Origin of the sequence: Salinibacterium xinjiangense (genome assembly GCF_014645015.1) — a bacterium.
GTDB classification, from domain to species: Bacteria; Actinomycetota; Actinomycetes; order Actinomycetales; family Microbacteriaceae; genus Rhodoglobus; species Rhodoglobus xinjiangensis.
The window spans coordinates 601,210-627,746 of record NZ_BMLC01000001.1; the positions used below are offsets into that span (position 1 = coordinate 601,210).

General features: G+C 64.1%; 25 protein-coding genes, 1 other RNA gene and 1 pseudogene. 10 read left to right on the forward strand and 17 right to left on the reverse strand.

Features of this window, described 5'->3' with window-relative positions:
• The first annotated feature begins 25 nt into the window (after window positions 1–25).
• Both IEW81_RS02860 and IEW81_RS02865 read left to right on the forward strand, forming a co-directional pair.
• Window positions 26–643: an HAD-IA family hydrolase gene (locus tag IEW81_RS02860; protein ID WP_097060589.1), complete on the forward strand. Its 618-nt coding sequence runs from the start codon at window positions 26–28 to the stop codon at window positions 641–643.
• Complete coding sequence (locus IEW81_RS02865) at window positions 640–1,719, forward strand: NADH:flavin oxidoreductase/NADH oxidase (RefSeq protein ID WP_097060588.1); 1,080 nt, start codon at window positions 640–642, stop codon at window positions 1,717–1,719. Before IEW81_RS02860 ends, IEW81_RS02865 begins: the two co-directional genes overlap by 4 nt.
• Here IEW81_RS02865 and IEW81_RS02870 read toward each other — a convergent pair.
• From IEW81_RS02870 to guaB1, 3 genes are all read right to left on the reverse strand, one after another.
• A complete protein-coding gene (locus IEW81_RS02870; protein WP_097060587.1) occupies window positions 1,716–2,750 on the reverse strand; it encodes a hemolysin family protein in 1,035 nt (344 codons plus the stop codon). The genes IEW81_RS02865 and IEW81_RS02870 overlap by 4 nt on opposite strands.
• Window positions 2,750–4,075 (reverse strand): hemolysin family protein, encoded by a 1,326-nt coding sequence (locus IEW81_RS02875; protein ID WP_097060586.1) that lies wholly within the window; start codon window positions 4,073–4,075, stop codon window positions 2,750–2,752. The genes IEW81_RS02870 and IEW81_RS02875 overlap by 1 nt, the downstream gene beginning before the upstream one ends.
• Window positions 4,076–4,244: 169 nt before the next feature.
• Complete coding sequence (guaB1, locus tag IEW81_RS02880) at window positions 4,245–5,684, reverse strand: GMP reductase (RefSeq protein WP_097060585.1); 1,440 nt, start codon at window positions 5,682–5,684, stop codon at window positions 4,245–4,247.
• A 132-nt stretch (window positions 5,685–5,816) separates the two neighbouring features.
• Here guaB1 and IEW81_RS02885 point away from each other — a divergent pair, with 132 nt between their 5' ends.
• The gene (locus tag IEW81_RS02885) at window positions 5,817–9,629 is read left to right on the forward strand and encodes a multifunctional oxoglutarate decarboxylase/oxoglutarate dehydrogenase thiamine pyrophosphate-binding subunit/dihydrolipoyllysine-residue succinyltransferase subunit (protein WP_097060584.1); all 3,813 of its coding nucleotides are present in this window, start codon (window positions 5,817–5,819) and stop codon (window positions 9,627–9,629) included.
• 123 nt (window positions 9,630–9,752) lie between these two features.
• On the opposite strand, the gene IEW81_RS02890 is transcribed toward IEW81_RS02885, so the two are convergent.
• Together IEW81_RS02890 and IEW81_RS02895 are read right to left on the reverse strand one after the other, a co-directional pair.
• Window positions 9,753–9,983, reverse strand: a complete 231-nt coding sequence (locus IEW81_RS02890) for an anti-sigma factor (protein WP_097060583.1) — start codon at window positions 9,981–9,983, stop codon at window positions 9,753–9,755.
• On the reverse strand, window positions 9,980–10,654 hold the full coding sequence (locus tag IEW81_RS02895; protein WP_179691832.1) for a sigma-70 family RNA polymerase sigma factor: 675 nt from the start codon (window positions 10,652–10,654) through the stop codon (window positions 9,980–9,982). Before IEW81_RS02895 ends, IEW81_RS02890 begins: the two co-directional genes overlap by 4 nt.
• A 172-nt stretch (window positions 10,655–10,826) precedes the next feature.
• Here IEW81_RS02895 and aroA point away from each other — a divergent pair, with 172 nt between their 5' ends.
• The 4 genes from aroA (at window position 10,827) to IEW81_RS02915 (ending at window position 14,687) form a co-directional block, all read left to right on the forward strand.
• Window positions 10,827–12,221 carry a 3-phosphoshikimate 1-carboxyvinyltransferase gene (aroA, locus tag IEW81_RS02900; protein ID WP_097060930.1) on the forward strand — a complete coding sequence of 465 codons (1,395 nt, stop codon included), beginning with the start codon at window positions 10,827–10,829 and terminating at the stop codon, window positions 12,219–12,221.
• A gap of 10 nt (window positions 12,222–12,231) precedes the next feature.
• Complete coding sequence (gene rsgA / locus IEW81_RS02905; protein ID WP_097060581.1) at window positions 12,232–13,287, forward strand: ribosome small subunit-dependent GTPase A; 1,056 nt, start codon at window positions 12,232–12,234, stop codon at window positions 13,285–13,287.
• 37 nt (window positions 13,288–13,324) lie between these two features.
• Complete coding sequence (locus tag IEW81_RS02910) at window positions 13,325–14,128, forward strand: inositol monophosphatase family protein (protein WP_097060580.1); 804 nt, start codon at window positions 13,325–13,327, stop codon at window positions 14,126–14,128.
• Window positions 14,129–14,198: 70 nt separating this feature from the next.
• A complete protein-coding gene (locus IEW81_RS02915; protein WP_179691831.1) occupies window positions 14,199–14,687 on the forward strand; it encodes a septum formation family protein in 489 nt (162 codons plus the stop codon).
• Window positions 14,688–14,761: 74 nt separating this feature from the next.
• Here IEW81_RS02915 and ssrA read toward each other — a convergent pair.
• Window positions 14,762–15,152: a transfer-messenger RNA gene (gene ssrA, locus IEW81_RS02920) on the reverse strand.
• A gap of 302 nt (window positions 15,153–15,454) precedes the next feature.
• Between ssrA and IEW81_RS02925 the strand changes: the two genes are divergently transcribed.
• Complete coding sequence (locus tag IEW81_RS02925) at window positions 15,455–16,138, forward strand: SIMPL domain-containing protein (RefSeq protein WP_097060578.1); 684 nt, start codon at window positions 15,455–15,457, stop codon at window positions 16,136–16,138.
• A gap of 12 nt (window positions 16,139–16,150) precedes the next feature.
• Here IEW81_RS02925 and smpB read toward each other — a convergent pair whose 3' ends face one another.
• The 4 genes from smpB to prfB all read right to left on the reverse strand — a co-directional run bounded on the left by smpB (window position 16,151) and on the right by prfB (window position 19,572).
• On the reverse strand, window positions 16,151–16,627 hold the full coding sequence (gene smpB / locus IEW81_RS02930; protein WP_097060577.1) for an SsrA-binding protein SmpB: 477 nt from the start codon (window positions 16,625–16,627) through the stop codon (window positions 16,151–16,153).
• A 71-nt stretch (window positions 16,628–16,698) separates the two neighbouring features.
• Window positions 16,699–17,616: a permease-like cell division protein FtsX gene (gene ftsX / locus IEW81_RS02935; protein ID WP_097060576.1), complete on the reverse strand. Its 918-nt coding sequence runs from the start codon at window positions 17,614–17,616 to the stop codon at window positions 16,699–16,701.
• Window positions 17,613–18,362: a cell division ATP-binding protein FtsE gene (gene ftsE / locus IEW81_RS02940; protein ID WP_097060575.1), complete on the reverse strand. Its 750-nt coding sequence runs from the start codon at window positions 18,360–18,362 to the stop codon at window positions 17,613–17,615. Before ftsE ends, ftsX begins: the two co-directional genes overlap by 4 nt.
• Window positions 18,363–18,462: 100 nt before the next feature.
• Window positions 18,463–19,572, reverse strand: a complete 1,110-nt coding sequence (prfB, locus tag IEW81_RS02945) for a peptide chain release factor 2 (RefSeq protein WP_097060574.1) — start codon at window positions 19,570–19,572, stop codon at window positions 18,463–18,465.
• 58 nt (window positions 19,573–19,630) lie between these two features.
• Here prfB and IEW81_RS02950 point away from each other — a divergent pair, with 58 nt between their 5' ends.
• The gene (locus IEW81_RS02950; RefSeq protein WP_097060573.1) at window positions 19,631–20,926 is read left to right on the forward strand and encodes an MFS transporter; all 1,296 of its coding nucleotides are present in this window, start codon (window positions 19,631–19,633) and stop codon (window positions 20,924–20,926) included.
• Here the strand turns inward: IEW81_RS02950 and IEW81_RS02955 are convergent.
• From IEW81_RS02955 to IEW81_RS14745, 4 genes and pseudogenes are all read right to left on the reverse strand, one after another.
• Window positions 20,923–21,369, reverse strand: coding sequence for a pilus assembly protein TadG-related protein (locus IEW81_RS02955; protein WP_097060572.1), 447 nt, complete (start codon window positions 21,367–21,369; stop codon window positions 20,923–20,925). The two genes, IEW81_RS02950 and IEW81_RS02955, sit on opposite strands and share 4 nt — an antisense overlap.
• Entirely contained in the window at window positions 21,366–21,851 is a 486-nt protein-coding gene (locus tag IEW81_RS02960; RefSeq protein WP_097060571.1) for a hypothetical protein, read from the reverse strand. Before IEW81_RS02960 ends, IEW81_RS02955 begins: the two co-directional genes overlap by 4 nt.
• Entirely contained in the window at window positions 21,826–22,221 is a 396-nt protein-coding gene (locus IEW81_RS02965) for a TadE family protein (RefSeq protein ID WP_097060570.1), read from the reverse strand. Before IEW81_RS02965 ends, IEW81_RS02960 begins: the two co-directional genes overlap by 26 nt.
• Before the next feature lie 261 nt (window positions 22,222–22,482).
• Window positions 22,483–22,623: pseudogene (locus IEW81_RS14745) on the reverse strand (type II secretion system F family protein); the annotation flags it as partial.
• Window positions 22,624–23,088: 465 nt separating this feature from the next.
• Between IEW81_RS14745 and IEW81_RS02975 the strand changes: the two are divergent.
• The gene (locus tag IEW81_RS02975; protein WP_097060569.1) at window positions 23,089–23,439 is read left to right on the forward strand and encodes a hypothetical protein; all 351 of its coding nucleotides are present in this window, start codon (window positions 23,089–23,091) and stop codon (window positions 23,437–23,439) included.
• A gap of 16 nt (window positions 23,440–23,455) precedes the next feature.
• Here the strand turns inward: IEW81_RS02975 and IEW81_RS02980 are convergent, their stop codons facing one another.
• The 3 genes from IEW81_RS02980 to IEW81_RS02990 are packed head-to-tail and all read right to left on the reverse strand — an operon-like array spanning window position 23,456 to window position 26,477.
• On the reverse strand, window positions 23,456–24,394 hold the full coding sequence (locus IEW81_RS02980) for a type II secretion system F family protein (protein WP_179691829.1): 939 nt from the start codon (window positions 24,392–24,394) through the stop codon (window positions 23,456–23,458).
• The gene (locus IEW81_RS02985; protein WP_097060568.1) at window positions 24,391–25,251 is read right to left on the reverse strand and encodes a type II secretion system F family protein; all 861 of its coding nucleotides are present in this window, start codon (window positions 25,249–25,251) and stop codon (window positions 24,391–24,393) included. Before IEW81_RS02985 ends, IEW81_RS02980 begins: the two co-directional genes overlap by 4 nt.
• A complete protein-coding gene (locus tag IEW81_RS02990) occupies window positions 25,248–26,477 on the reverse strand; it encodes a TadA family conjugal transfer-associated ATPase (protein ID WP_097060567.1) in 1,230 nt (409 codons plus the stop codon). Before IEW81_RS02990 ends, IEW81_RS02985 begins: the two co-directional genes overlap by 4 nt.
• Window positions 26,478–26,537: the final 60 nt, after the last annotated feature.

A 26,537-nucleotide genomic window follows, 5' to 3' on the forward strand; every position in this document is an offset into this window, starting at 1 on the left:
GAAAGAATGACGATAGTTTGGGGCAATGTCCATCAGCATCCCGAACCGTATCGTTGTCTTCGACTACGGCGAGGTGATCTCCCGGTCTCCGAGCAGGGAAGACACAGATCTTGTGCTCGCGATCTCCGGCTGCGACGCCGAACCGTTCTGGGCCGCATACTGGGCGAACCGTGACGGCCTCGACCAGGGCACCATCTCCATTCCCGAATACTGGGCTCGTGTCGCCGCAGATCTCGGGGTCACTTGGCGCGCGTCTCGAGTACACGAACTCTGGGTGGCCGACTTTCGCAGCTGGTGGAGCATCGAGCCGGGCACCGTCGACCTGATCGAGGAACTGCACGTCGGCGGTACCCGGCTGGCGATCCTCTCCAACGCAGGGTTCGACTTCTCCAGTGGATTCAGGCGCTCCCCCATGGGCAGTTTCTTCGAGCGCATCTTCGTCAGCGCCGAGATGGATGCGATCAAACCGGATCCGGCGATCTACTCCGAGGTCGCGCGCGAGCTCGGCATCCAGCTCAGCGAGATGATTTTCATCGACAACAAGTCGATCAACACGGATGCCGCGGCTGGGCTCGGGGTCACGACACACCATTTCACCGGTGTGGAACACCTGGACGCCTTCCTGCGTTCACTCCAGGCATGAGCACCCTCTTTTCTCCTCTCTCCCTTCGAAGCACCACCTTCCGCAACAGGCTCTGGGTGGCGCCGCTGTGCCAGTATTCGGTCGAGAAGCGCGATGGCGTACCGACGGACTGGCACCTCGTGCACCTCGGCTCATTCGCCCTCGGCGGGGCCGGCCTCGTGATGACCGAAGCCACGGCGGTCAACGCCGAGGGGCGCATCTCGCCCCAGGACACGGGCATCTGGAACGGCGAGCAGCGCGACGGCTGGAAGCCGATCACGAGCTTCATCAGGTCCCAGGGTGCCATCGCCGGAATGCAGCTCGCCCATGCCGGCCGTAAAGCATCGACCGCTCGCCAGTGGGACAACCATCGCGGCACCTGGTCGATCGACGATGGCGGATGGCCGACCGTCGCCCCGTCCGCGATCGCCTTCAAGGGCTACGACACCCCTCGCGCGCTCGACGCGGCCGAACTTCCCGGCATCGTGGCCGATTTTGCATCCGCCGCTGTCAACGCGATCGATGCTGGATTCCAGTTGCTCGAGATCCACGCGGCGCACGGCTACCTCGTGCACCAGTTCCTCTCGCCACTATCGAACCTGCGCACCGACGAGTACGGCGGCAGCCTCGAGAATCGCGCACGCCTGCTCGTGGAGATCGTGACGGCCGTCCGTGCCGCCGTGGGTGACGACGTGCCGATCCTGGTCCGATTCTCGGCGACAGACTGGACCGAGGGCGGCTGGGATGAGGAACAGACATCCGTCGCCACCGGCTGGGCCCGGGATGCCGGCGCAGACTTCTTCGACATCTCGACCGGCGGCCTCGTGAGCGGGGTTCGGATACCGCTCAGCCCGGGCTACCAGGTTCCATTCGCCGAGTTCGTCCACACCAATGCCGACGCACCGGTGAGCGCCGTCGGGCTCATCACGGAAGCCCGGCAGGCTAACGACATCATCGAGTCTGGGAAGGCCGATGCGGTGATGATGGGGCGCGAGATGATGCGTGACCCACACTTCGCGTGGCGCGCAGCCGCCGAACTCGGTGTCGAACTCGACTACTACCCGCCGCAGTACACGAGATCCCGCTACTCCCTCTAGCGGCGCCTCGTCGCGTCCTGCACCTCGCCGACGAGCTCCTCGATGATGTCTTCGAGGAAGAGCACGCCCTGGGTCGCTCCACTCTCGTCGAATGCTCGCGCCACGTGAACGCCTGACCTGCGCATCGTGGCGAGAGCGTCTTCGAGGTCGGTACCCCGATAGATGGAGATCAGCTGGCGGATTCGCTTCGGCGGCACCGGTTCAGCGAATTCCTCACTGTCGATGTCGATGACGTCCTTCAGATGCAGGTACCCGGTCGGCTCACCATCGTCGTCGACGAGGATGTAGCGCGAAAATCCATGCTTCGACACCGACTTCTCCACGTCGGCCGGGGTGGCCGCCTCGGAGAGCGTGATGATGGAAGCCATCGGGATCGCGATATCCTGCACCTTCTTCGAGGTGAATTCGAACGCCGCGTTGAGGGTGCCGCCCGAATCCGTCAGCACACCCTCCCTCGTCGACTGGGCGGCGATGTTGGCCACCTCGTCGAGCGTGAAGACGCTGTTCGCCTCGTTCTTGGGTTCGACCCCGAATAGCCGCAGGATGCCGTTCGCGGTCGCATTGAGCGCGACGATGATCGGGCGGAAGACCGTAGCGACGAACACGAGCGGTGTTGCCAGGATCAGCACGGCACGATCCGGTACGGAGAACGAGAGGTTCTTCGGCACCATCTCGCCGAGCACCACGTGCAGGAACGACACGATGAGCAGCGCGATGATGAAGGCGATCGTGCCGATCACTTCTTCGGGTAGTCCCGTGAGTGCGAGCGGGATCTCGAGCAGATGATGGATAGCGGGCTCTGAGACGTTCAGGATGAGCAGCGAGCACACGGTGATGCCGAGCTGGCAGGCGGCAAGCATGAGTGTGGCGTGCTCCATCGCCCACAGCGCGGTCTTCGCGGGACGGGATCCCGCATCCGCGAGGGGCTCGATCTGCGAGCGTCGCGCAGAAATGACGGCGAATTCCGCGCCGACGAAGAAGGCGTTCACGGCAAGAAGCACGAACAGCCAGACGATTCCCCATGCGTCCATCAGGAGTCACCCCGTCCGGTCGTTGCGGCATCGAGATCGGGGGCGGGCGTGTAGCGCACCCTGTCGATCCTGCGGCCATCAAGCCGTTCGATGCGGAAGATGCCTGCCGCGACTTCGATCGTGTCCCCCACCTTTGGCAGTCGCCCGAGTTCGCTCATCAACCAGCCGGCGACGGTCTCGTACGGCCCTTCCTCCGGCACCTGCACGGAGGTTCGTTCGAGCAGTTCGTCAGGCCGCAGGATCCCGGGGAACGTGAACCAGTCACGTGACCGCACGACGTCTGCCTTGGTGCGGTCGTGCTCGTCTGAAACCTCACCGACCAGCTCTTCGACGAGGTCTTCGAGGGTCGCAACCCCCGCGGTTCCGCCGTATTCGTCGAGCACGACAGCCATCTGGTAGCCGCGACCCCGCAATTCGGCGAGCAGCGTATCCAGCTTCATCGTCTCAGGAACCCTCAGCGCTTCGGTCTGCAGTGCAGACACCGGCACCTTCGATCGTTTCTTGCGGGGAACCGCGACGGCCTGCTTCACGTGAACGAAGCCGACGACGTCATCGATGCTGTCGTCGAGCACCGGAAACCGGGAGAATCCGGTGCGGCGAGTGAGGTCGATGACATCCTGCGCAGACTGTGTGCGATCGATGCTGGCAAGCCTCGGGCGGGGCGTCATGACATCCTGCGCGGTGTGATCGGCGAAGGCGAGGGTGCGAGCAAGCAGTGTCGCGGTGTCGCGGTCGAGGCTCCCCTCGCTCGCGGAACGACGCACGAGCGACGTGAGTTCTTCGGCGGTGCGTGCACCGGACAGTTCTTCCCTGGGTTCGACACCGAGAGAGCGCAGGATGGCGTTGGCCGAGTTGTTGAGAAGGCTCACAGCCGGTTTGAACACGGCGGTGAACACCACCTGGAACGGCACCACGATCTTGCCGGTGGCACGAGGAAGGGCGAGGGCGAAGTTCTTGGGAACGAGCTCACCGATGATCATCGACAGCAACGTGGCCACGGTGATGGCGACGATGGTCGATACGACAGGCACCACCGCTTCCGGCAGCAGGGTTGACAGCGGCGGTGTCAGAAAGGAGCTGAATGCGGGCTCGAGCGTGTAGCCCGCGAGCAGGGTCGTCAGGGTGATGCCGAGCTGTGCGCTCGAGAGGTGGGTCGACGTCTTCTTGAGCGCCGAGATCACCATGCCGAGTCCACGTTCGCCGCGAGATTCCCGAACCTCGAGATCTGACCTGTCGAGATTGACGAGAGCGAATTCGGAGGCGACGAAGAAGCCCGTGCCGATCGTCAGCAGGATGCCGATGCCGAGCAGGAGCAGGTCACTCATGAGTGCTGGCCGCCTGGGTGTTCACTGCCTGGGTGTTCACTGCCCGGGCGTTCACTGCCGGGGCGTTTTCGGCGTGCAGACCGGCGGGAGGGCGGCAACTGGGAGGGTCGTCCATTATCCGACCAAGTGTACCGGGGAACGCGTTGCCAGAACCGCGGCCCTCCCGTTGCTACCAGCTGACCGGCAGCGCCTTGCCCTCTTCGTATCCTGCAGCCGATTGCACACCGACCAGCGCCCGTTCGTGAAAATCAGACAGGTCGGTCGCCCCGGCGTAGGTCAGCGAGCTGCGCACGCCAGACGTGATCATGTCGAGCAGGTCCTCGAGCGACGGCCGCAGCGGGTCGAGGTAGATCTTCGAACTGGAGATGCCTTCGGCGAACAGGGTCTTCCGAGCCAGTTCGTAGGCATCGAGCCGGTCGAAACGCTCCCTGACCGCCTTAGTGGATGCCATGCCCCAGCTCTCCTTGTAAGCACGGCCGCTCTCATCCAGCGCCAGGGCGCCGGGCGCCTCGATGGTTCCGGCGAACCAGGATCCGATCATCACGGATGCAGCCCCCGCCGCAAGTGCGAGAGCGACATCCCTCGGATAGCGCACGCCCCCGTCGGCCCACACATGGGCTCCGAGTCGCGTAGCCTCGGTCGCGGTCTCGAGCACGGCGGAGAACTGCGGACGGCCGACAGCCGTCATCATGCGCGTGGTGCACATGGCTCCTGGCCCGACCCCCACCTTGACGATGGTCGCCCCTGCACCGACCAGGTCACGCACCGCGCTGGCAGAGACCACGTTGCCCGCCACGATCGGCAGGCCCAGGTCGAGGGCCGCAACAGCGGCGATCGCGCGCACCATGCCGTCCTGGTGACCGTGGGCCGTGTCGATGACGATGACATCGGCTCCGGCCTCGGCGAGCGCCCTCGCGGTTCCCGCGGGATCACCGTTGATTCCGACGGCGGCGGCAACCGATAGCCGACCGCGGGTGTCGAGCGCAGGCGTGTACAGCGTCGAGCGCAGGGCACTCGTGCGGCTGAGGGTTCCGACGACCTTCCCCTCGTGCATGACGGGTGCGAACTCGATGCCAGCGTCGACCATCAGGTCGAATGCGGCGCGAGGCCCGTCGATCTCGTCGAAGTCGATCGAGACCATCCTGTCACCGAGCAGGTCGCCGAGTGGTGCACTCGGAAGAGCATGAGCGAGCTGTTCGGCAGCGATCGCACCCAGAAACTGGCCGTGCTGGTCGTGGATGATGATGCCGTGTCCGACTGCAGGCATCAGCAGCGTGAGTGCCGTCGCGACGGTGTCGCTCGGTGCGAGGGTGACGGCAGCATCGAAACCTATCGGTTGCGCTTTCACCCACCGGATCGCGGCATCCATGTCCTGGTGATGCGTGTCCTGTGGCAGCACCCCAAGGCCACCACGCCTGGCGAGGGTGGCCGCCAGCCGAGGGCCCGTCACGGAGTTCATGTTCGCGGAGACGATCGGGATGCTCGCGGCGGTGCCATCCCGGGGAGCGAGAGAGACAGCGAGCCGACTGCCCACCGCAGACCTCGACGGCACAAGGAACACGTCGGAATACGTGAGGTCGTGGGTCGGCGTCGTTTCATAAAATCGCATGACCTCAACGCTAGACCCCACATAGACGGGTCAGCGGGCACACGGCAAAAGCGATTACCCTTGGTCCGGTGCGCTCCATGACGAGCAACCAGGATTACGACATCAAGTAGAAGTGAAAGTGGGCGGTCAGCCGTGTCAAGCCAAGTGACCGGAATCGCAGCAGAGGGTGACTCTTCAAGCGAATTCGGAGCCAACGAATGGCTCGTTGACGAGATGTACGAGCTTTACATGAAGGATAGGAACCTGGTCGACAAGACCTGGTGGCCGGTACTCGACAACTACCACAGCACAGTTACCTCGACCGCAACCGCAGACGCCGCAGGTTCATCGTCGGTGGGAGGCGAACCTCAGATCCCCGTCGCGGTCGCCGAAGAAGCACCGGCAGACACGGCCGGACCTGCACCCGAAAGTGCGCCGGCGGCTCCCTCTGCTCCCGCAGCAACGCTGGGCCCAAACCCACCCACTGGCAGCCAGCCCGTCGCTAAAACAACATCAGTGCAAGCGAAGCCGCAGCCGATCCCAGCCCAGGCGCCACCCGCTCCGGGTGCAGCAACCGCAGTTGCCCCTGAGCCCGAGCACACCGTTGCTGCGCTGAAGGGCGCGTCGAAGGCCCTGGCATCCAACATGGATTCCAGTCTCACCGTCCCCACGGCGACGAGCGTTCGTACCATTCCGGCGAAGCTCATGATCGACAACCGCATCGTCATCAACAACCACCTCAAGCGCACTCGCGGCGGCAAGGTCTCTTTCACCCACCTGATCGCCTGGGCGATCGTGCAGACGATCAAGGAATTCCCGAGCCAGAACGTCTACTACGACGAGCCTGACGGAAAGCCCTCGGTCGTCACGCCCGCCCACATCAACCTCGGCATCGCGATCGACATCCCGAAGTCGGATGGCACCCGCTCTCTCGTCGTGCCTGGCATCAAGCGCGCCGACACCATGGGATTCGGCGACTTCCTCGTCGCCTACGAGGATGTCGTCGCACGCGGTCGCGCGAACAAACTCACCGGCGCCGACTACGCCGGAAACACCATCTCACTGACGAACCCGGGTGGAATCGGTACCGAACATTCGGTTCCCCGACTCATGCGTGGCGCGGGGACGATTGTGGGTGCCGGGGCGCTCGAATACCCGGCGGAGTTCCAGGGCGCCAGCCCGAAAACCCTCGCGGAACTCGCCATCGGCAAGACCATCACCCTGACGAGCACCTATGATCATCGCGTCATCCAGGGTGCGGGATCCGGCGAATTCCTCAAGAAAATCCACGAGCGTCTTATCGGCGACCACTCGTTCTACGAAGGCATCTTCGCGGCGCTTCGCATTCCCTATGACCCCATCCACTGGGCTGCCGACATCAACGTCGACATCGCAGACAGCGTCGGCAAGGTCGCTCGCGTGCAGGAACTCATCAACTCTTTCCGCGTGCGCGGCCACCTGATGGCAGACACGGATCCACTGGAGTACCGCCAGCGCTCCCATCCCGACCTCGCCATCGCGAGCCATGGCCTCACCTTCTGGGATCTGGATCGCGAATTCGTGACCGGCGGTCTCGGTGGAAAGCGATCAGCGCTGCTGCGCGACATCCTGGGCATGATGCGTGATGCCTACTGCCGCACTGTCGGTGTCGAATACATGCACATCCAGGATCCCGAGCAGCGCCGCTGGATCCAGGAGCACATCGAGAAGCCATACTCCAAGCCCAGCCATGACGACCAGATGCGTATCCTGGGCAAGCTCAACGAGGCCGAAGCCTTCGAGACCTTCCTGCAGACCAAGTACGTCGGCCAGAAGCGATTCAGCCTCGAAGGCGGCGAGTCGACTATCGCACTCCTGGACGCGGTCATCCAGAAAGCCGCAGAGGAGAATCTCGAAGAGGTCGCCATCGGCATGGCCCACCGCGGTCGCCTGAGTGTGCTGACGAACATTGCGGGCAAGACCTACGGACAGATCTTCCGCGAGTTCGAGGGAACCCAGGATCCCCGCACCGTGCAGGGCTCCGGCGATGTGAAGTATCACCTCGGTACCGAGGGCACCTTCACGAGCGCATCCGGCAAGCAGATCCCGGTCTATCTCGCCGCCAACCCTTCCCACCTGGAGGCCGTGGACGGCGTGCTCGAGGGCATCGTCCGCGCCAAGCAGGATCGCCGCCCCGTCGCCTCGTACACGGTGCTTCCGATCATGGTCCACGGTGACGCCGCCATGTCAGGGCAGGGCATCGTGGTCGAGATCCTGCAGATGTCTCAGTTGCGTGCATACCGCACCGGCGGCACGATCCATGTGAACATCAACAACCAGGTCGGATTCACCACCCCGCCCTCCGAGGGTCACACCTCGACGTATTCGACCGACGTCGCGAAGACCATCCAGGCGCCGATCTTCCACGTCAACGGGGATGACCCCGAAGCGGTCGTGCGAGTGGCCGAACTCGCCTTCGCCTACCGCCAGCAGTTCCACCGCGATGTGGTGATCGACCTGGTCTGCTACCGCAGGCGCGGGCACAACGAGGGCGATGACCCATCGATGACCCAGCCGCTGATGTACAACCTGATCGAAGCCAAGCGTTCCGTGCGAACCCTCTACACGGAGGGGCTCGTCGGTCGCGGCGACATCACCCAGGAAGAGTACGAGGCGAGCCACCTCGACTTCCAGGATCGCCTCGAGCGTGCCTTCGCCGAGACGCACGCCGCCCAGACCGGCTCCATGCCGATCATCCGGGCGGATGGCACAGCTGTCGCCGACCTCGAAAAGCCGGAGTCACAGCGCGAGGAGGCCGCCGGCGAGCCGGCGACCACCGGAGTGGACGAGTCGGTGATCCGGCTGATCGGTGACGCGCACGCCAACCCGCCCGCCGGCTACACAGTCCACAACAAGCTGCAGGCGCTGCTCAAGAAGCGGTTCGACATGAGCCGCAATGGCTCCGTCGACTGGGCGATGGGCGAACTGTTCGCCCTCGGCTCGGTGCTGCTCGAGGGCACGCCCGTGCGCATGGTCGGCCAGGACACCCGCCGGGGAACCTTCGTGCAGCGCCACGCCGTGTTGCACGATCGGGAGAATGGCCAGGAATGGCTGCCCCTCGGCAATCTCGCTGACTCACAGGCGCGACTGTGGATCTACGACTCCCTGCTGAGCGAGTACGCGGCGCTGGGCTTCGAATACGGCTACTCGGTGGAACGGCCAGACGCGCTGGTTCTCTGGGAGGCGCAGTTCGGTGACTTTGCCAACGGTGCCCAGACCGTCATCGACGAGTTCATCGCGAGCGCCGAGCAGAAGTGGGGGCAGCGCTCCAGCGTCGTCATGCTGCTGCCGCACGGCTACGAGGGCCAGGGACCGGACCATTCGTCGGCGCGCATCGAGCGCTACCTCCAACTGTGCGCAGAGAACAACATGACCGTTGCACGGCCGTCGACTCCTGCGTCATATTTCCACCTGTTGCGCCGCCAGGCTTACATGCGCCCGCGGCGGCCACTCGTGGTCTTCACGCCAAAGGCGATGTTGCGACTGCGCGGCGCTACCAGCGAGATCAGCGACTTCACCCAGGGCCGTTTCGAGCCTGTGCTCGATGACAACAGGATCGCCGACAAGTCGTCCGTGAAGCGAGTCGTGCTCACCGCAGGCAAGATCTACTACGACATCATCGCCGAACTCAACAAGCGCGAAGACACATCGATCGCGGTTGTTCGGATGGAGCAGTTCTACCCGCTTCCCATCCAGGAGATCAATGCAGCGCTCGGCCAATACCCGAATGCCGACATCGTCTGGACGCAGGATGAACCGGAAAACCAGGGTGCCTGGCCATTCATCTGCCTCGAACTCGCGCGTTACCTGAAGGGTCGGACCATCAAGGTCGCCTCCCGCAGGGCATCCGCGTCGCCCGCAACAGGATCGTCGAAGCGCAGCGCCCAGGAGCAGGCCGACCTGATCGAGCGCGCTCTCGCGATCTGAGTGCCTGAACGACCTCAGATCACCAACGACCTAAAAACATCAACGACGTGACGCGAACTGCCGTTTACACCGCGGTGTAACAGCAGTTCGCGTCACGTCGTTGTCAGCGAAACCTGCTGGAGTCTAGGCGTTCGACAGTCGCGACCGCACGGCCTCGAGCAGTTCCTCGGGCGCTTGCTCCTGGCAGGCCTGGCGCACTTTGAGAGTCAACGCGAGACCCACGAGGTGCTCGCTCGAGCAGTCGTCGCAGTTCTTGATGTGCTCGGCGACGTCAGCATCATCCTGGATGCTCAGCTCACGATGAAGGTATTCCTCGAGTTCGGCTTTGGCTTTTGCGCAACCGCAATCGGTCATATCGTGCTCCTAGACATTTTCTGGTTCGTAGTTTTTGATGCGACGGGTGCAGCAGCGGTGATGCCCCGGTCGCGGGCATAGTCTGCGAGTGATTCGCGCAGCATCCGTCGACCGCGATGAAGGCGACTCATCACGGTTCCGACAGGGGTCTTCATGATGTCGGCGATCTCCTGGTAGGAGAAACCTTCTACATCGGCGAAGTAAACGGCAAGCCTGAAATCTTCGGGAATCGCCTGGAGTGCACTCTTGACCGCACTGTCTGGCAGGTGGTCGATGGCCTCGGCCTCGGCCGACCTCGTCGAAGTCGACTGTGTGACCGATTCCGCGCCGCCCATCTGCCAGTCTTCAAGGTCATCGATGGTGCCCTTATAGGGATTGCGCTGATTCTTGCGGTAGCTGTTGATGAAGGTGTTGGTCTGGATGCGGTACAGCCAGGCCTTCAGGTTCGTGCCCTGCTGGAACTGCCCGAACGCCTGGAACGCCTTCACGAACGTCTCCTGCACCAGGTCGGCGGCGTCGGAAGGATTGCGGGTCATCCGCATAGCAGCGCCATACAACTGGTTCATGAAGGGCAGCGCCTGCTCCTCGAAGAGGTCACGCTTGGCGGCCGCCTCGGTGGCTTCTGCGTCGGCGGTTTTCGCGGCATCGGTTATTGCGTCGTCGTTTGGCATCGGGACCAATTCTAGATCGCCGTGCTCTAACGTGCCCGGCCTTTCGGCCAGTGCGATTCCCATGTATGTCCACCTGCTTCCCGGATACGACGTTATTACTGTTGGAAACAACCTCGATTTGGCTCCCGCTATTCCGGGAATGCGCAAAGCCGTTGGCGATACTCTGGTGGGGATGGCGATTTCGAAGTTCTCCCAGCCCCAGTTCAACCCGTACGGTGACGACGCACCGGTGCCGGAAGACGAGGGCGGTGCGTGGCCAGCACCCCGTGCATCCGGCCCCCTGTCTGCAACGCTTCGGCTGCCGGGATCGAAGAGCCTGACCAACCGCGAACTGGTGCTGGCTGCCCTCGCCGACGGCCCGTCGCTGCTGCGCGCGCCGCTGCGTTCCCGCGACAGCGCACTGATGATCGGTGCGCTGCGATCCCTCGGAACCAGCATCGTCGAGGTTGCGGGAGACAGCGACTACGGGCCGGACCTCCTGGTCACCCCCGCCGAACTTGGCGGCGGTTTCGTCGACTGCGGCCTGGCGGGAACGGTCATGCGATTCATTCCGACGGTCGCAGCGCTCGCCCTCGGTCCCGTCGCCTTCGATGGCGATGCGGCCTCCTACCGTCGACCCATGCGCACCACGATCGACGCGTTGCGGGCTCTCGGTGTCGAGGTCAGCGACGACGGCCGTGGCACCCTGCCGTTCACGATCTTCGGAACAGGATCGGTGCAGGGCGGAGAGCTCGAGATCGACGCCTCGGCATCGAGCCAGTTCGTCTCGGGCCTGCTTCTCGCTGCCCCCCGATTCACCAGGGGCCTGACGTTGCGCCACGTCGGTGGGACCCTGCCCAGTCTCGCCCACATCGACATGACGATCGCCGCCCTCGCTGCGCGCGGAGTGACCATCGAGAACCCCGAGCCTGGCCTGTGGATCGTGCAGCCGTCTCCGATCTCGGCACTCGACGTCGACATCGAGCCCGACCTCTCCAACGCCGGACCGTTCCTGGCTGCTGCGCTCGTCGCCGGGGGCTCCGTGACGGTGACGGGCTGGCCGCAGCACACGACACAGGTCGGGGCCAGGATGGCGGACATCCTCGAATCGATGGGTGGAGAGGTCGCCTTCACACCGACCGGAGCGGGCCTGGGCAACCTGACGGTCACGGGCACCGGGGCCATCCACGGAATCACCCTCGACGAGTCGAGCGAACTCGCGCCCACCGTGGCTGCTGTCGCCGCCCTCGCGGACTCCGAGACGGTACTGACCGGCATAGCGCACCTGCGCGGCCACGAGACCGACCGGCTCGCAGCGCTCGCGACCGAGATCAACGCCCTCGGTGGCGACGTCACCGAGACCGACGACGGGCTCGTGATCCGTCCCGCCTCCCTGCAGGGGGGCACATGGCACAGCTACGAGGATCACCGGATGGCCACGGCCGGTGCCATCATCGGTCTCGCCATCGACGGGGTGAAGGTCGACGATATCGGCACCACCGCGAAGACCCTCCCCCAGTTCGCCGAACTCTGGACGGATGTGCTGCGCACCCCGCAGCAGCGCATCGAGACGATCGAGATCCTGTGAGCACCATTTCATGAGCTGGCTCACCGATGATGACGACGACGGCGAATACTCCGAATACGACGAGTCGTCTGCGAAAGTCAGGCCCAACCCCAAGGCCAATAAGCCTCGGAGCAAGAATCGACCCGACCACGCCGATGCGGTCAGCGGTCGGGTGTTCAGTGTCGATCGTGGGCGCTACGGAATGTGGGTCGCCGAGGGAACTCCCGAGGAGCGACAGCTTGTCGCGGCAAAGGCGCGAGAACTCGGCAAGAACCAGGACGGGAAGGTCTCCGTCGTCACGGGAGACTGGGTCGACCTCGTCGGCGACGTGACGGGCGATGAGGGAAGCCTCGCCCGTATCGTGCGTATTCAGCCCCGCAGCACGCTGCTGAGGCGCAGTGCAGACGACACCGACGCCGTCGAGCGGATTATCGTCGCCAACGCCGACCAGATGCTCATCGTCGTGGCCGCCGCAAATCCCGAGCCGAGGCCACGGCTGGTGGATCGCTATCTCGTCGCCGCCTTCGACGCCGGAATAACGCCCATCCTCTGCATCACCAAGACCGACCTCGCCGACCCGGCGATCTTCCTCGCGAACTTCGCCGGACTCGACCTGCTCGTCTTCGAGAGCCGGTCTGACGACTTTCCACTGGTCGATATCCGTGCTGTCCTGGAGGGCCACACAACGGTCGCCGTCGGACACTCCGGGGTAGGGAAATCCACTCTCGTGAATGCGCTGGTTCCCGACGCGAACCGCGCCGTCGGCCGGGTCAATGACGTGACCGGTCGTGGTCGCCACACCTCGTCGTCGACCATTTCGTATCGCATCGGCTCCGGCTGGATCGTCGACACTCCAGGAGTGCGGTCGTTCGGGCTCGGGCATGTCGATCCCGCCAACATCCTGAAGTCGTTCACCGACCTCGCCCTTCTCGCCGAAGAATGCCCAAGGGGGTGCACGCACCTGCCGGATGCGCCAGACTGCAACATCGTCGGGCGGGTAAACGCGGGTGACCTCGGGCAGATCGGATCACTGCGACTCGACTCGTTCCAACGGTTGATCACCACCCTCGGAAGCACAACACACTAGGCAACGGCGGCTCCAGGGCCGCCGATACGCTGGGTGCGTGACTACAGAGACCGAATACTCCCTAAGCGACGACCTCGCCCTCGCCCTCGCCCTCGCCGCGAACGCCGACCTGATCTCCCTCGACCGCTTCAGCGCCGTCGACCTCATCGTCACGACGAAACCCGATCGCACCCCGGTGACCGATGCCGACCAGGCCGTCGAGCGCAGCATCCGGCGCGGAATCGAAGCGGCGAGGCCGACCGACTCGATTCTCGGCGAGGAGTACGGGACAAAGGGCGACTCCCGCCGCCAGTGGATCATCGACCCCATCGACGGCACCGCCAATTTCATGCGTGGCATACCGATCTGGGGCACGCTGATCTCGCTCGCGATCGATGGCGTGCCGGTGGTCGGGGTCGTCAGCTCCCCCGCGCTCGGCAAGAGGTGGTGGGCCGCCACCGATCACGGCGCGTGGGCGCAGGCGGCCGGTGAAGACGCGCGCCGGATTCGGGTGAGCGCCGTGACCGAGCTGGCCGATGCATCCCTGAGCTACAACAGCATCACCGGCTGGGATGACGAAGGCCGGCTGGATGAGATTCTCGGACTCACGAGGGCGGTCTGGCGATCTCGGGCGATCGGTGAGATGTGGTCGTATATGTTGCTCGCCGAGGGCGCCATCGACGTCGTGACCGAGTTCGATCTCAAGCCGTACGACATGGCCGCGCTGATCCCCATCATCACCGAAGCCGGCGGTCGATTCACGTCGGTCGATGGCGCCGACGGCCCCTGGAACGGCAACGCCCTCGCCACTAACGGTCCGTTGCACGAACTCGTGCTCGCTCATCTGAGCAAGACTCCATAGCTTCGCTAGGCTTCGGAAAGACCCGGATGCATCCGGCACATCTCGTCACAGCACAATGAGGAACCCGACCATGGCACGCACTGCAACCATTCGCCCTCTCGCCGTTCTCACTATCGCCTTCGCGAGCGTGGCCCTCACCGGGTGCAGCCTGCTCGGCAACATCCCCCGGGAGGCTGAACCTAACGACGACGGGAGCACAACGACCGACGTCTTCACGGTCATCGTGGGCGACTGCCTCAACGATGGTGGCGCTGCTGGCGAAGTCAGCGAGGTCGCGGTCATCGATTGTGAAACCGAACATGACAGCGAAGCATTCAAGAGCGTCATCATGCCCGATGGGGACTTCCCCGGCGAGACCGCTGTAGACACCCAGGCGGTCAGCGAATGCACGAAGGCGTTCACGAGCTTCGTCGGGCTCGACTACGAGAGTTCATCGCTGGACTTCTCGTACTACTTCCCCACGGAAGAAAGCTGGGCTTTGAGTGACCGCGAGATCCTGTGTCTCATCGTCGACCCGAATGGGAAGACGACGGGCACGCTCGAAGCCGCGGCAAAGTAGCCAGGAGCACATCAAGAAGGGCGCCTCCTGGCGGGGGCGCCCTTCTCGGTTTCTCTGGCGCGATAGCGACCTCATGGTGGAGATGCGGGGAATTGAACCCCGGTCCACTGCTGTAATTCCACGTCTTCTACGGGTGTAGCTCGCTAAGCGTTCTACTCGGCCCTGACCCTTGCAACGAGCATCCAGGTCAACAGGCCCAGCCTCAGTTGAAGTCCCGCGTACCCCTGAGACTCAGGAACGCAGCAATCTCTCTAGATGACGCCAGAATCCGGGTAGAGAGCATTCCCGGCCTGACGGTTTCATTAGTTGCGGAGGAGACTACGCCGCGAGGGCGAGGTCTGCCTTGGCAGAAACAGTGCTATTGGAATTGGCACTTGTGTTTTGCGCGGATCGTTTACGAGATAACCGTGCGTCCTCGACCCGCTTCTCGCGGTTTTGCAGGCAATGTCGAAACCGATCATCCCCATGCTTCACTCGACTGATTTCGCAGTACTGAGCGGGTCACTATCGCGCTGTTGAATTGTCAAACCATCCCTTGGGACAGCCCTCTAGTATACGTCGAAATCCCCTCGAACGCTACGACTTTGACGTTGATCCATGCAGAAAAAGACAGCGCATCCCTCGACCGACTGCGTGCCCGCTGGCGGGAAGGGCAGGCGGGCGCATATCCACAACAGCCCCGTAATGCGATACAGCCGCCGAGGGGGTTCGGACCCGTTGAGCAGCCCATGGCTCCATATACGCTGTGACCAACCGAAGGAGCGATCGTGGCAGAGACGACCATTACCGTGCAGGGCGAGTTTTCGGCGTGGTATCCGGCAGAACGGGCAACCGTGGCCGCGTCTGTGCTCACGGATGGACCCGACCGGGACGACGTATTCACTCGGGCCGTCGAGTCGTCAGATGCCGTGCGCAACCTGATCGAGAGCATCCACGATAAGGCTGCAGGGCCCATCACCTGGTGGTCGTCTGATAGCGTGCGCGTCTGGAGCGAGCGCCCCTGGAACAGCCAGGGGAAACAGTTGAAGGCCGTGTTCCATGCCGCCGTGGATTTCAGCGCCAAGTTCAGCGACTTCGATGCCCTGGCTCGGTGGGTCGAATCAGCAGCCGGCATCGACGCGGTGACCGTCTCATCGATCGCCTGGAACCTCACCGACACGACCCGCACGAGCGCAACCGTCGAGGTGCGTTCCCGAGCGGTGAAGGATGCGGTCGCCAAGGCGACCGTCTTCGCCCAGAGCATCGGGCTCGGCTCGGTGACCGCGATAGCGCTGGCTGACCCCGGGATGCTCGGCGATCCCTCCGGCGGCGGCGGCGGCATGCGGCCCGTGTCCGCCCGCAGTGCGATGAGCTCGACGATGGTCGGCGGCCCCGGTGTGCCAGAACTCGCTCTCAAGCCCGAGGAGATCAGCGTCGCATCGATTGTGGATGCCCGCTTCATCGCCCGTTAGCGGAACAGCCGGCTATTCGTTGAGATTTTTGCGTGCTGACATGGCGCGATCAGCTTCGCGCTTATCGGTGCGCTCACGAAGGGTCTGGCGCTTGTCGTACTCGCGCTTTCCCCTGGCTATCGCGAGCTCCACCTTCGCGTTGCCGTCAGAGAAATAGATGGATAAGGGAACGAGGGTGTAGCCACCCTCTTTGACCTTGTTGTGGATCTTGAGGATCTGCTCCTTGTGCAGCAGCATCTTACGTTTGCGACGCACCGGGTGGTTGTTCCAGGAGCCGTGGTTGAACTCGGGAATGTGCACGGCATCGAGCCAGGCTTCGCCGCCGTCGATGTATCCATAACCGTCGACAAGGCTCGCCCGACCGGCCCGCAGCGACTTCACCTCGGTTCCTGTGAGCACCAGGCCTGCCTCATAGGTGTCTTCGATGGTGTAGTCGTGGCGCGCCTTGCGGTTGCTGGCAACCACCTTCTGGCCGCGATCCCTGGGCATTGGTCTCTCCTCATTCAGCGCTCATTTTCTGAGCAGCCCATCAGCTTAGCCCAAGCCGCCTGATGCTGCGATCAGACCTTGAGGTAGCGGCTGATCGCCACGCTCGCGGATGCTGCAGCAAGGGCCGCGCCGACCACGATCAGGATCGGCACCACCACCACCGCATCGCTGACGCCCACGAGTGTCGTCGTCGCTCCCAGCGTCTTCGACAGGTAGCCCTGCACGAAGAACTTCACAATCGCCAGGATCGCGGCACCCGCCATGAGCGAACCGATCAGCGACGCGAACACTCCCTCGAGAATGAACGGGGTCTGGATGAAGCGGTTCGATGCCCCGACGAGGCGCATGATCCCCAGCTCCCGTCGCCGGGAGAACGCGCTCAGCCTGATCGTCGTCGCAATGAGCAGCACCGCGGCGACGAGCATGAGCGCAGCGACACCGATGGCCGTGTATGACGCCGCATTCAGTATGGAAAAAATCTGGTCGAGTAGCCCGCGTTGGTCTTCGACCGCCTGTACTCCGGCAGATCCTGACAGGCTCTCGATCAGAACGTCGGCATTGGTCGGATCGACGAGGTTGACACGGAAGCTCTCATTCAGGTCACCGGGGGTGACGAATGCGGCGATGGGGTTGTCCGCGAACTGTTCCTGGAAGTTTGCGTACGCCTGGTCGTGCGTCTCGAACTCATACTTCTCGATGAAAGGCGCGAGCGTCGGCGAGTTCAGCTGCGCCTCGACGTTACCGATCTGCGCCTCGGTTGCCGCTGCCTGCGTGCAGTTGCCGGTGTTGTCGACGTCGGTGCACATGTAGACGGCGACCTGCGCGCGGTCGTACCAGTAGCCCTTCATCTGCCCGATCTGCATCTGGAGCAGGATCGCAGCACCGACGAAGGTCAGGGAGATGAAGGTCACCAGAATGACGGAGATCACCATCGAGACGTTGCGACGAAGCCCGCTGCCCGCTTCACCGAGGATCAGGCCAAGCCTCATTTCGAAACCTCCTGGGGGTCAGTCGTCCCAGCGAAGGCGCCGAAGCCCTGCACGGGAATGGCCTGCGTCTGATACCCGCCCTGGCGCTCGTCACGCACGATCTGGCCGCTGATCAACTCGATCACGCGGCGCTTCATCTGGTCGACGATGCCGGCATCGTGGGTGGCCATCAGCACAGTGGTGCCGCTGAGATTGATTCGCTCGAGCAGGGTCATGATGCCGGCGGATGTGGCGGGGTCGAGGTTTCCCGTCGGCTCATCCGCCAGCAGGATCGCCGGCTTGTTCACGACGGCACGGGCGATGGCGACGCGCTGCTGCTCACCACCGGAGAGTTCGTGGGGGAAGCGGTTCGACTTTCCGGCAAGCCCGACCATCTTCAGGGCATCCGGAACAGCTTCCTGGATGAAGCCACGGCTTTTGCCGATGACCTGCAGCGTGAACGCCACGTTGTCGAACACGGTCTTGTTCGGCAGCAGGCGGAAGTCCTGGAACACGACACCGAGGTTGCGACGGAAGTAGGGCACCTTGCGGTTGGTCAGCGAATTCAGGTGCTGGCCCAGCACGTGGATCTCGCCCTTCGTCGGCGTCTCCTCTTTGAGGATCAGCCGCAGGAAGCTGGACTTGCCTGACCCGGACGCGCCCACGAGGAAAACGAACTCCCCCTTGAGAACCTCGAGGCTCACCGTGTTGAGGGCGGGCCTGGTGGTGCCCGGATAGGCCTTGGAGACTGTGTCGAATCGAATCATTTCGGTGACAGCCTAGGTAAACCGCACCATTGCGACAGGAGCGACACTCACGGAGGCAGTTTTCACAGCTACCCACCGCGAGCAGGGCTCGCGTTCCCGCTCAGTCTTCGATAGCCCGCTTGCGCCACTTGATGCCAGCGTTGATGAACCCATCGAGATCACCATCGAAGACGTTCGAGGGGTTGTTGACCTCGAAATCAGTGCGGAGATCTTTGACCATCTGGTACGGGGCGAGCACATAGGAACGCATCTGGTCGCCCCAACTCGCGGTGATCACGCCGGCGAGCTCCTTCTTGGCCGCCGCCTCCTGCTCGCGCTGCATGATGAGCAGTCGAGACTGGAGCACACGCATGGCAGCGGCGCGGTTCTGGATCTGGCTCTTCTCGTTCTGCATCGAGACGACAAGACCAGTCGGAAGATGGGTGAGGCGCACGGCGGAGTCGGTGGTGTTGACCGACTGTCCGCCTGGGCCGCTCGACCGGAACACGTCGACACGGATGTCACCCTCGGGCACCTCGATAGCGCCAGCCTCCTCGATCAACGGAATGACTTCGACCGCGGCGAAGCTCGTCTGGCGCTTACCCGCCGAATTGAACGGGCTCATCCGCACGAGGCGGTGGGTGCCAGCCTCGACGCTGAGGGTGCCGAATGCGTAGGGCGCATCGATCTCGAATGAGGTGGATTTGATCCCGGCCTCTTCCGCGTAGCTCGTCTCCATGATGGTCACGGGATAGTTGTGCTGCTCGGCCCACCGCAGGTACATGCGCTGCAGCATCTCGGCAAAGTCCGCGGCGTCCACACCACCGGCACCGGCACGAATGGTGATAACCGCGGGGTGGGCATCCCATTCGCCGTTGAGCAGGGTCTGCACTTCCAGCTCGCCCAGCAGCTTCTGGATGCTCGCGAGCTCGGTACGAGCGTCGGCTGCTGCCGAGGCATCCTGCTCCTCGTTCGCCAGCTCGACCATGATCTCGAGGTCATCGAGTCGGCCCGCGATGGAGGTGATCTTCGCAAGCTCGGCCTGCCGGTGGCTCAGCGCGCTGGTGACTTTTTGCGCCTTGTCGGGGTCGTCCCACAGGTCGGGAACGCCGGCCTGCTCGCTGAGGTCGGCGATTTCTGCCTCGAGGCGCTCGACGCCGACCACCGAACGGATGTCAGCGAATGTGGAGCGCAGCGCCGCGAGGTCTTCCGAGATATCCAGTTCATCCATGTCGAGATCAAGCCTACCGGCGTGCTCCTGTTTGCCAGCCCGCGATAGCGTTGAACCGATGTCAACCTCTGAGCCGCCGTTCCGCTGGCGCTCGATCGCGCTGCCCGCTCTCCTGCCGACGCTGCTGTTCTCGATCGGCGAGGGCGCGATCATTCCGATCATCCCGATCGCAGCGAATAATCTTGGCGCGACACTGGCCATCGCGGGGCTCGTGGCCGGGATCCTGACCATCGGCGAGCTGTTCGGCAATATTCCGAGTGGATGGCTCATCGCGAGGGTCGGCGAGCGACCGGCGATGATCGGCGCGAGTGGCCTGTCTATCGTGGGCCTTGTCATCTGCGTCATCGCCCCGAACCCCGTGGCACTGGGATTCGGCGTGCTGCTGGTCGGGCTGGCCACCGCCGTATTCGCCCTCGCGCGCCACGCCTTCATGACGAGTTTCGTTCCGATCGCCTACCGCGCACGCGCGCTCTCGACGCTGGGTGGGACGTTCAGGCTGGGATACTTCATCGGTCCGTTCCTTACGGCCGTGACAATCAGCCTGACCGGCACGGCGAGTTCTGCATTCTGGATCCACATCGTGATGTGCCTGTCGGCTGCGATCCTGCTGATCACCCTGCCCGACCCGACCGCCACTTTCGGGTCGGTGCGCACCGTCCGGCTGGCCGGCCGCACCATGCGCGAGGGCGAGGCGCTCGCCGAGCAGGAGTCGGCCGGGCTCTTCCGCACCATCTACAACAGCCGCGATGTGCTCACCCGGCTGGGCCTCGGCGCGGCCCTGATCGGCGCGCTCCGGGCGAGCAGGCAGGTGGTTTTGCCACTGTGGGCGGTGAGCATCGGCATCAGCGAGCCGGATACGGCCATCATCATCGGCATCGCTGGTGCCGTCGACTTCGCGCTCTTCTACGCGAGCGGGCAGATCATGGATCGGTTCGGTCGCCTGTGGAGTGCGCTGCCCTCGATGATCGGGCTCGGCGTCGGGCACCTTGCACTGTCGTTGACGCACGATCTCGATTCGAACGTGAGCTGGTTCATCGGTGTCGCGATGTTTCTCTCCCTGGCAAACGGCATCGGCAGCGGCATCCTGATGACTCTCGGCGCTGACCTCGCAGACAAGTCGAATCCGGCGCCATTCCTCGGTGCGTGGCGCTTCACCGGCAATCTCGGTGGGGCGGGAGCACCCCTGATCATCGCGGGAGTCACCGCGGTGGCCTCCCTCTCGATTGCCGTCGCGACCCTGGGCGTGTTCGGGCTGCTGGGCGCGGGGGTCATCGCCCGATACCTGCCCCGCTTCTCCCCCCGCCCCGAGCGCGGCGGGGCAGGTCCGGAAAGCGCCGCGGGCCCGGCAGGCTAGTCGAAGACGGATCTGCCCACCGAGGTGACCTCGATGCGCAGCCCTTCGGGCACCAGCGGCGAGAGGAGGGGCGGATGCCACCACGACGACAGTGTGACAGTCGCGCTGCGGCCGTCGACCGTCTCGGAACGCTCGATCGTCAGCGCCTCGAATCCCGCGGCCGGTGTGGATTCGACGTAGGACTGCACCGCGGCCGCAACCTCGGCGTCAGTGAGTCTGGGACGCATTCCTGACTCGGTGAGCTCGACCGCCTCGAGCGTGAAAGCCTCCGCACCCACCAGCGCTGCGCCGTCGGCGAGGGTGAAGAGGCGCTTCCGTTCCAGGTAGAGCGAGGTCGCCGAGACCACCAGGAGGACCAGCACGAGGCAGAGGAAGCCGAAGAAGATGATGAGCGGGAGGGTGGAGCCTGACTCGTCGGTGAGCCTGGGCCGCAGCCGGATCATCCACCGCTCCAGAATCTGGAGACCTGCTGGGTCGAACTTGCCGAAAGGGGAACCGCTATCGGCAACTCTCCCATGAGCACGGGAGGTACCAGCGGGAGCCGAGCGGATAACCCGACTGTCACCGTGACGAACCCCCGGCGCGTGAGGCAATTCGATGGAACCGGCGCGCAGGTGATGACGATGGAGGCCGTATCCGGGTCTACACCGTGGTCGGCGAGGGCGAACTCGACAGCCGTGATGGCGCTGGCGTGCGCCGAGCCGACATCGTCCGACTGCACGAAGACCCTGGATGCCTGCCGCGCTGCACCCTCCACAGCGAGCGAACCCGCCTGGATTGACGACATCGCGAGCACGAGGTAGACCAATGGCACGAGAAGCACGAGACCGGCGGTGATGAACTCGAGGGAGGCAGACCCGCGGTCGTCGGTGCAGGGCCCGGTCCAGAACCCGGCGCGGTCAGTTGAGCGACTCGATTGCAGCATGACCAGACACCTCCAGCCCGTTGTCGAGCCCGATAAGCCCGATCAGGGGCAGCGGCGTCTGCACCGTGATCGTCAGTGCCGGATGCCCGAGGTAGCTTCCGGTTGATGCTGTGACATTTGTCGCGTAACCCGGCCCGAGGGCTGTGGTGATGAGGTCGACGGATCGCGCGATGCCGTCCGTGGCCGAATTGTCTGCGAGCGCTCCGAAGCGTGCGCCCTCTGCCGCGGCATCCACCACCGTATTGCGAATGAAGAGCACGAGACCGAGCTGGATAACGCTGAGAGTCAGGATGACCAGCAGCCCGTTCACCATGACGAATTCGGCCACGGCCGAGCCATCGTCGGCGGCCCATCCCCTGCCGCGGCTCATCGGCGTGGCTCAGAATCCGCTGACGCGGTCGATCGCCTGCTGGAAGACGGAGCTGAGGGCGGGGCCGGCGAGCCCCCAGATGATGATCACCAAGCCAGCAGTCATGAGTGTAATGAGCACCCAACCGGGGACGTCGCCGCGTTCCCCGGAACTTGTGTGTGCCAGGCGTCGCTGTCGGATCATTGCAGCCTCCGGGTAGTGATTATCACAGTGCACATCCTGCGCTGATCGTCGAGGAGGCGCTGAGCTTATCCACAGGCGTTACAGCCCGAGCTGCAGCACGAAGATGCCCGGGTAGATCGCGAACAGGATCGTCACCGGCAGAATCAGGAATACCAGCGGAAAGAGCATCGCGATCTCTTTCCTGCCCGCCGATTCGAGCAGATCGCGCTTGGCGGCGTCCCCCGACCGCCGCCGCCAATATCTGGACTGTCCGAAGCAGCGGCCTTTCTATGTGGACGCGCCGCGTCGTCTGGTTGACCCTCACGCCATTTCCACTCACTTCCATGAGCCCTGAGACCAAAGTTTCAGCACGAAGGCCGGCCGGCCGACGTGGCTGGATTTTTCAGCGAGTCGGATGGGCGTCGTGTGTTGTGGGCTTGTTTTGCGGGTATCCAGCGGTTCTCGGTAACGACGCCGTGAGTCCGCGGTGCGCGCGAGGAGGGAGGCGACGATAGTCAGCGCACGTGTGGAATCTGCTCGACGCTCACCGCCCCTCCCGGCGTGAGCAGCAGCGCGGCCAACGCTGATAGCCGCCGCCCGGTGGCGGAGGGTCCGCAACATCCTCGTGCACGACCGGTGGGTTCAGATCAGCCCATTGGATATGGACCGATTGACGCCCTGCGACCAATGCGTATAACTTGACGCATGATCATTGTCATGTGGCGCCGATGGGGACCCTTGGGACTCGTCTTTCTCGTGTTCGGATTCCTCGTCTGGGTTGGAGTTAGCGCGCTACTTCGACAGCAACTTCACACAACGTCCGTAACTGGCTGGTGGGATGTTGGCGCCCTCGTGTTCGGGTTCGGCATTGGCGCTATAGCCAACTGGTTTTTTGCGGTGATGGTCGTCGAACCAAAATTGGATCGCCCAAATGCTTTCCCGAAGGTCGCTTCTTCAACACTGTTCTTCTTGCCGCTGCGCCACTGGAGTCTTGCCATTGTTGCGGTCGGGGTCGTTTTCCTCATCCCAAACTTGATTGAGGTAATTTCTGGATAGCTTGCGCCAGAAGAGGTCAGAAGCCGAGCTGCAGCACGAAGATGCCCGGGTAGATCGCGAACAGGATCGTCACCGGCAGAATCAGGAACACCAGCGGAAAGAGCATCGCGATCTCCTTCTTGCCCGCCGATTCGAGCAGATCGCGCTTGGCGGCGTCCCGCGAATCCTGAGCCTGGGCCCTCAGCACTTCTGCGAGGGGCGTGCCTCGCTCGAGAGCGCCGACGAGCTGTTCGACACAGCGGGAGAAGGCCGGCAGTTCGAGGTCCGAGGCCACGGAGGTCAGGGTGTCCGCGAGCGGCAGCCCGGTGTTGACGGATGCCACTACCCCGGCCAATTCGCGAGACAACTCCCCCGCGCTGACCTTCGAGATTCGACGCAGGGCATCGAGGATCCCCTCCCCCGCCGAGAGGCTGAGCGTGAGGAATTCGAGCACCACCGGCAGCTCGCTCGACAGTCGTTCGAGCCGCTTCCTCGCGGCGCGCTGGAGCAGCTGGTCGCGACCGAACACCCCCGCAGCGAAGAACAGTGCGACGACCACGACCTGGATGGGCGGCGCTACGGGCTGCGTCTGTGCCGCGGTGATCGCCACCGCTATTCCCACGACGGCCCCACCGAGCCCCCACAGGAGTTGTTGCGAACGCAACGCCTCCACCGTCGTCAGTGAGCCGGATTGCCGGAGCCGCCTGGCGAGGATCTCCGACCCGCCGAGCGTGCTTTCCAGTGCAGCCCTGGCCCGGGATACGAGAGGTTCCACGAGCATCCCGAGCACGGGAAGCGGGCCGGGAGTGGCGGGCGCCAGCAACTCGCGGGCCTGCGGCGATATGTCGACCACGTAAGGGGCGACGCGGCGCGCGAGCCTCGGGCGACTCATCCTCGGCATCACGCTCGCCAGGCACCAGAGACCGAACCCCAGCCCGATGCCAGCCACCACCGCCCACGCGACGAGTTGCGTCACGCGAACCAGCGCCGTTCATCAGGAATCCGGCCGATGCCGATCATCAGCCGGTAGGCGAAGAACGAGACGACGAGACCCACCACGATGAGTGTCGCACCACCCGGCGAGTTGTAGGCGGCGGCTGCCTCGGGTCGGGTGGCCAGCAGCAACAGCACCACCCAGGGGGATGCGACGCCGAGCTTCGCGGCATTCATGACCCACGACTGCCTGGCCTCGACCTCGGAGCGGATCGCGCTTTCCTGGCGCAGGTACGAGCTGAGATTGCGCAGCACCGTCGTGAGTTCGCTGCCGCCCACCTCACGTGACATCCGAAGCGTCTCGAGGATGCGATCGGCGACAGGATCCGCCAGCCGCGCCTTCACTGCGTCGATGCACGATGCAAAATTTCCGGTGGCCCTGTATTCGCTTGCGAACATCGCGAACTGTGCTCGCGTCGCTGCCGGGCCGGTGCTCGCGAGAGTCATCACGCTGTCGGGAAGCGCCAGCCCTGATCGCACGGCAGACACCAGTTGGTCGACGACATCCGGCCAGACGACTCTCGTGAGCTTTCGCTGGGCGCGAGCTCGCCAGCCGACCAGCAGGAACGGGACCAGAAACGCGACCACGCCGGTCGCCCCGGCCAGCACCACCACTGAGAACACCGCGAACGCGATGGATGCCGACGCTGCGGCCAGCAACCCCGCCACCGTGAAAACAGTGGCAGGGCTGATGCGGGAAAGTCCGGCCTGCACCAGTCGCTCCCGTTGCCGCTGCATGAGCGCGGATGGCGTCGCCTTCCGCGCACCCCTCGGCCACAGCAGCGGCGATACGACGAGGAGGATTCCGGCCCCGAGCAGCAACCCCAGTGCCGCGCTCATCTCGAGCCTGCCAGAACCGACGCTGGATCGAATCCGGCTGAGGTGAACTTGACCGAGCGGCTCGGGTATCCGCCCGTTGGTTCGAGCCCGCCAGCGCCGATCGCGAAGATCGGGCTTGCCTCGATCACGCCGCACGTCACCTGCCCACTCGGCGCGACAATCTCCACCACCCGTCGTCGGCCGGTACGATCCAGCTCGCAATGCACGACGATGTCGATGCAGGATGCCACGGTCGGAATGACGAATGACGAATCGATGTTGCGCCCCGCCAGCAACGGCAGCGTCGACAGCTTGATGAGCGCGTCCCGGGCATTGTTCGCGTGGATGCTCGACATTCCCGGCAAGCCGCTGTTGAGCGCGATAAGGAGGTCGAGCGACTCCGCCTCGCGTACCTCGCCGACCACGAGCCGGTCTGGGCGCATCCTGAGCGATTCCTTGATCAGCCGACGCAGGCTTATTTCGCCGGTTCCTTCGAGGCTCGGCTGCCGGCATTGCATCGCTATCGAGTCGCGCCCGGTGACTGACAGTTCGAAGGTCTCCTCTACGGTGATGATGCGCTCTGCGGCGCGGGTGGCTGACAGCAGTGCGTTCAGCATCGTCGTCTTGCCGCTCTGCGTAGCGCCAGAGACAAGGATGTTCTGCCCGGACAGCACACACATCCGCAGGAATTCGGCCGCCTGGGCTGTGAGACTGCCGAGCGCCACGAGTCGTTGCAAATCCCGGATGCGCTGGCTGAACTTACGTACGTTGACCGCCCAGTGCTTGCGGGTGATATCGGGAATGACGACGTGAAGCCGCGAGCCGTCCGGCAGGGAGGCGTCAACGAACGGCGAGCTGAGGTCGACGCGGCGGCCAGAGCTCTGCAGCATCCGCTCGACGAGGTCGCGAACCTCGCTGTCAGTCAGCACGATGCTCGTGCGCTCCGGCACACCGTTTCGCGCGACGAAGATCGCATCCGGTGCGTTGATCCAGATCTCCTCGATCTCAGCGTCATCGAAGAATGGCTGCAGTGCCCCGAATCCGGTGAGGGTTGCCACCAGCAGCCTCGCGGCCTGCGCTTCATCCGGCAGGAGCGGGACTGAACCGCCGAGGGCCCGCTCGCTGTAGCGCCGAACCTCATCGTGCACGTACCGCGACGCGAGATCCGCATCGGTGCCGAGGTCGACACCGTCGCGACGCACACGCTCACGTACCTGTTCCGCGATCTGGGCCAGGGCGAAGGACATTCGCCGATCATCCGCGATCCGGAGTCGCAGCGTCTGCGGTTATCCACAGGTCGACGAAGA

Excerpts from the sequence above, each read along its gene's own strand:
- IEW81_RS02860 (WP_097060589.1), top strand. The coding sequence starts at position 26 with ATGTCCATCAGCATCCCGAACCGTATCGTTGTCTTCGACTACGGCGAG.
- IEW81_RS02865 (WP_097060588.1), top strand. The coding sequence starts at position 640 with ATGAGCACCCTCTTTTCTCCTCTCTCCCTTCGAAGCACCACCTTCCGC.
- IEW81_RS02870 (WP_097060587.1), bottom strand. The coding sequence starts at position 2,750 with ATGGACGCATGGGGAATCGTCTGGCTGTTCGTGCTTCTTGCCGTGAAC.
- IEW81_RS02875 (WP_097060586.1), bottom strand. The coding sequence starts at position 4,075 with ATGAGTGACCTGCTCCTGCTCGGCATCGGCATCCTGCTGACGATCGGC.
- guaB1 (WP_097060585.1), bottom strand. The coding sequence starts at position 5,684 with ATGCGATTTTATGAAACGACGCCGACCCACGACCTCACGTATTCCGAC.
- IEW81_RS02890 (WP_097060583.1), bottom strand. The coding sequence starts at position 9,983 with ATGACCGATTGCGGTTGCGCAAAAGCCAAAGCCGAACTCGAGGAATAC.
- IEW81_RS02895 (WP_179691832.1), bottom strand. The coding sequence starts at position 10,654 with ATGCCAAACGACGACGCAATAACCGATGCCGCGAAAACCGCCGACGCA.
- aroA (WP_097060930.1), top strand. The coding sequence starts at position 10,827 with ATGGCGATTTCGAAGTTCTCCCAGCCCCAGTTCAACCCGTACGGTGAC.
- rsgA (WP_097060581.1), top strand. The coding sequence starts at position 12,232 with ATGAGCTGGCTCACCGATGATGACGACGACGGCGAATACTCCGAATAC.
- IEW81_RS02915 (WP_179691831.1), top strand. The coding sequence starts at position 14,199 with ATGGCACGCACTGCAACCATTCGCCCTCTCGCCGTTCTCACTATCGCC.
- smpB (WP_097060577.1), bottom strand. The coding sequence starts at position 16,627 with ATGCCCAGGGATCGCGGCCAGAAGGTGGTTGCCAGCAACCGCAAGGCG.
- ftsX (WP_097060576.1), bottom strand. The coding sequence starts at position 17,616 with ATGAGGCTTGGCCTGATCCTCGGTGAAGCGGGCAGCGGGCTTCGTCGC.
- ftsE (WP_097060575.1), bottom strand. The coding sequence starts at position 18,362 with ATGATTCGATTCGACACAGTCTCCAAGGCCTATCCGGGCACCACCAGG.
- prfB (WP_097060574.1), bottom strand. The coding sequence starts at position 19,572 with ATGGATGAACTGGATATCTCGGAAGACCTCGCGGCGCTGCGCTCCACA.
- IEW81_RS02950 (WP_097060573.1), top strand. The coding sequence starts at position 19,631 with ATGTCAACCTCTGAGCCGCCGTTCCGCTGGCGCTCGATCGCGCTGCCC.
- IEW81_RS02955 (WP_097060572.1), bottom strand. The coding sequence starts at position 21,369 with ATGATCCGGCTGCGGCCCAGGCTCACCGACGAGTCAGGCTCCACCCTC.
- IEW81_RS02960 (WP_097060571.1), bottom strand. The coding sequence starts at position 21,851 with ATGCTGCAATCGAGTCGCTCAACTGACCGCGCCGGGTTCTGGACCGGG.
- IEW81_RS02965 (WP_097060570.1), bottom strand. The coding sequence starts at position 22,221 with ATGAGCCGCGGCAGGGGATGGGCCGCCGACGATGGCTCGGCCGTGGCC.
- IEW81_RS02975 (WP_097060569.1), top strand. The coding sequence starts at position 23,089 with ATGATCATTGTCATGTGGCGCCGATGGGGACCCTTGGGACTCGTCTTT.
- IEW81_RS02985 (WP_097060568.1), bottom strand. The coding sequence starts at position 25,251 with ATGAGCGCGGCACTGGGGTTGCTGCTCGGGGCCGGAATCCTCCTCGTC.
- IEW81_RS02990 (WP_097060567.1), bottom strand. The coding sequence starts at position 26,477 with ATGTCCTTCGCCCTGGCCCAGATCGCGGAACAGGTACGTGAGCGTGTG.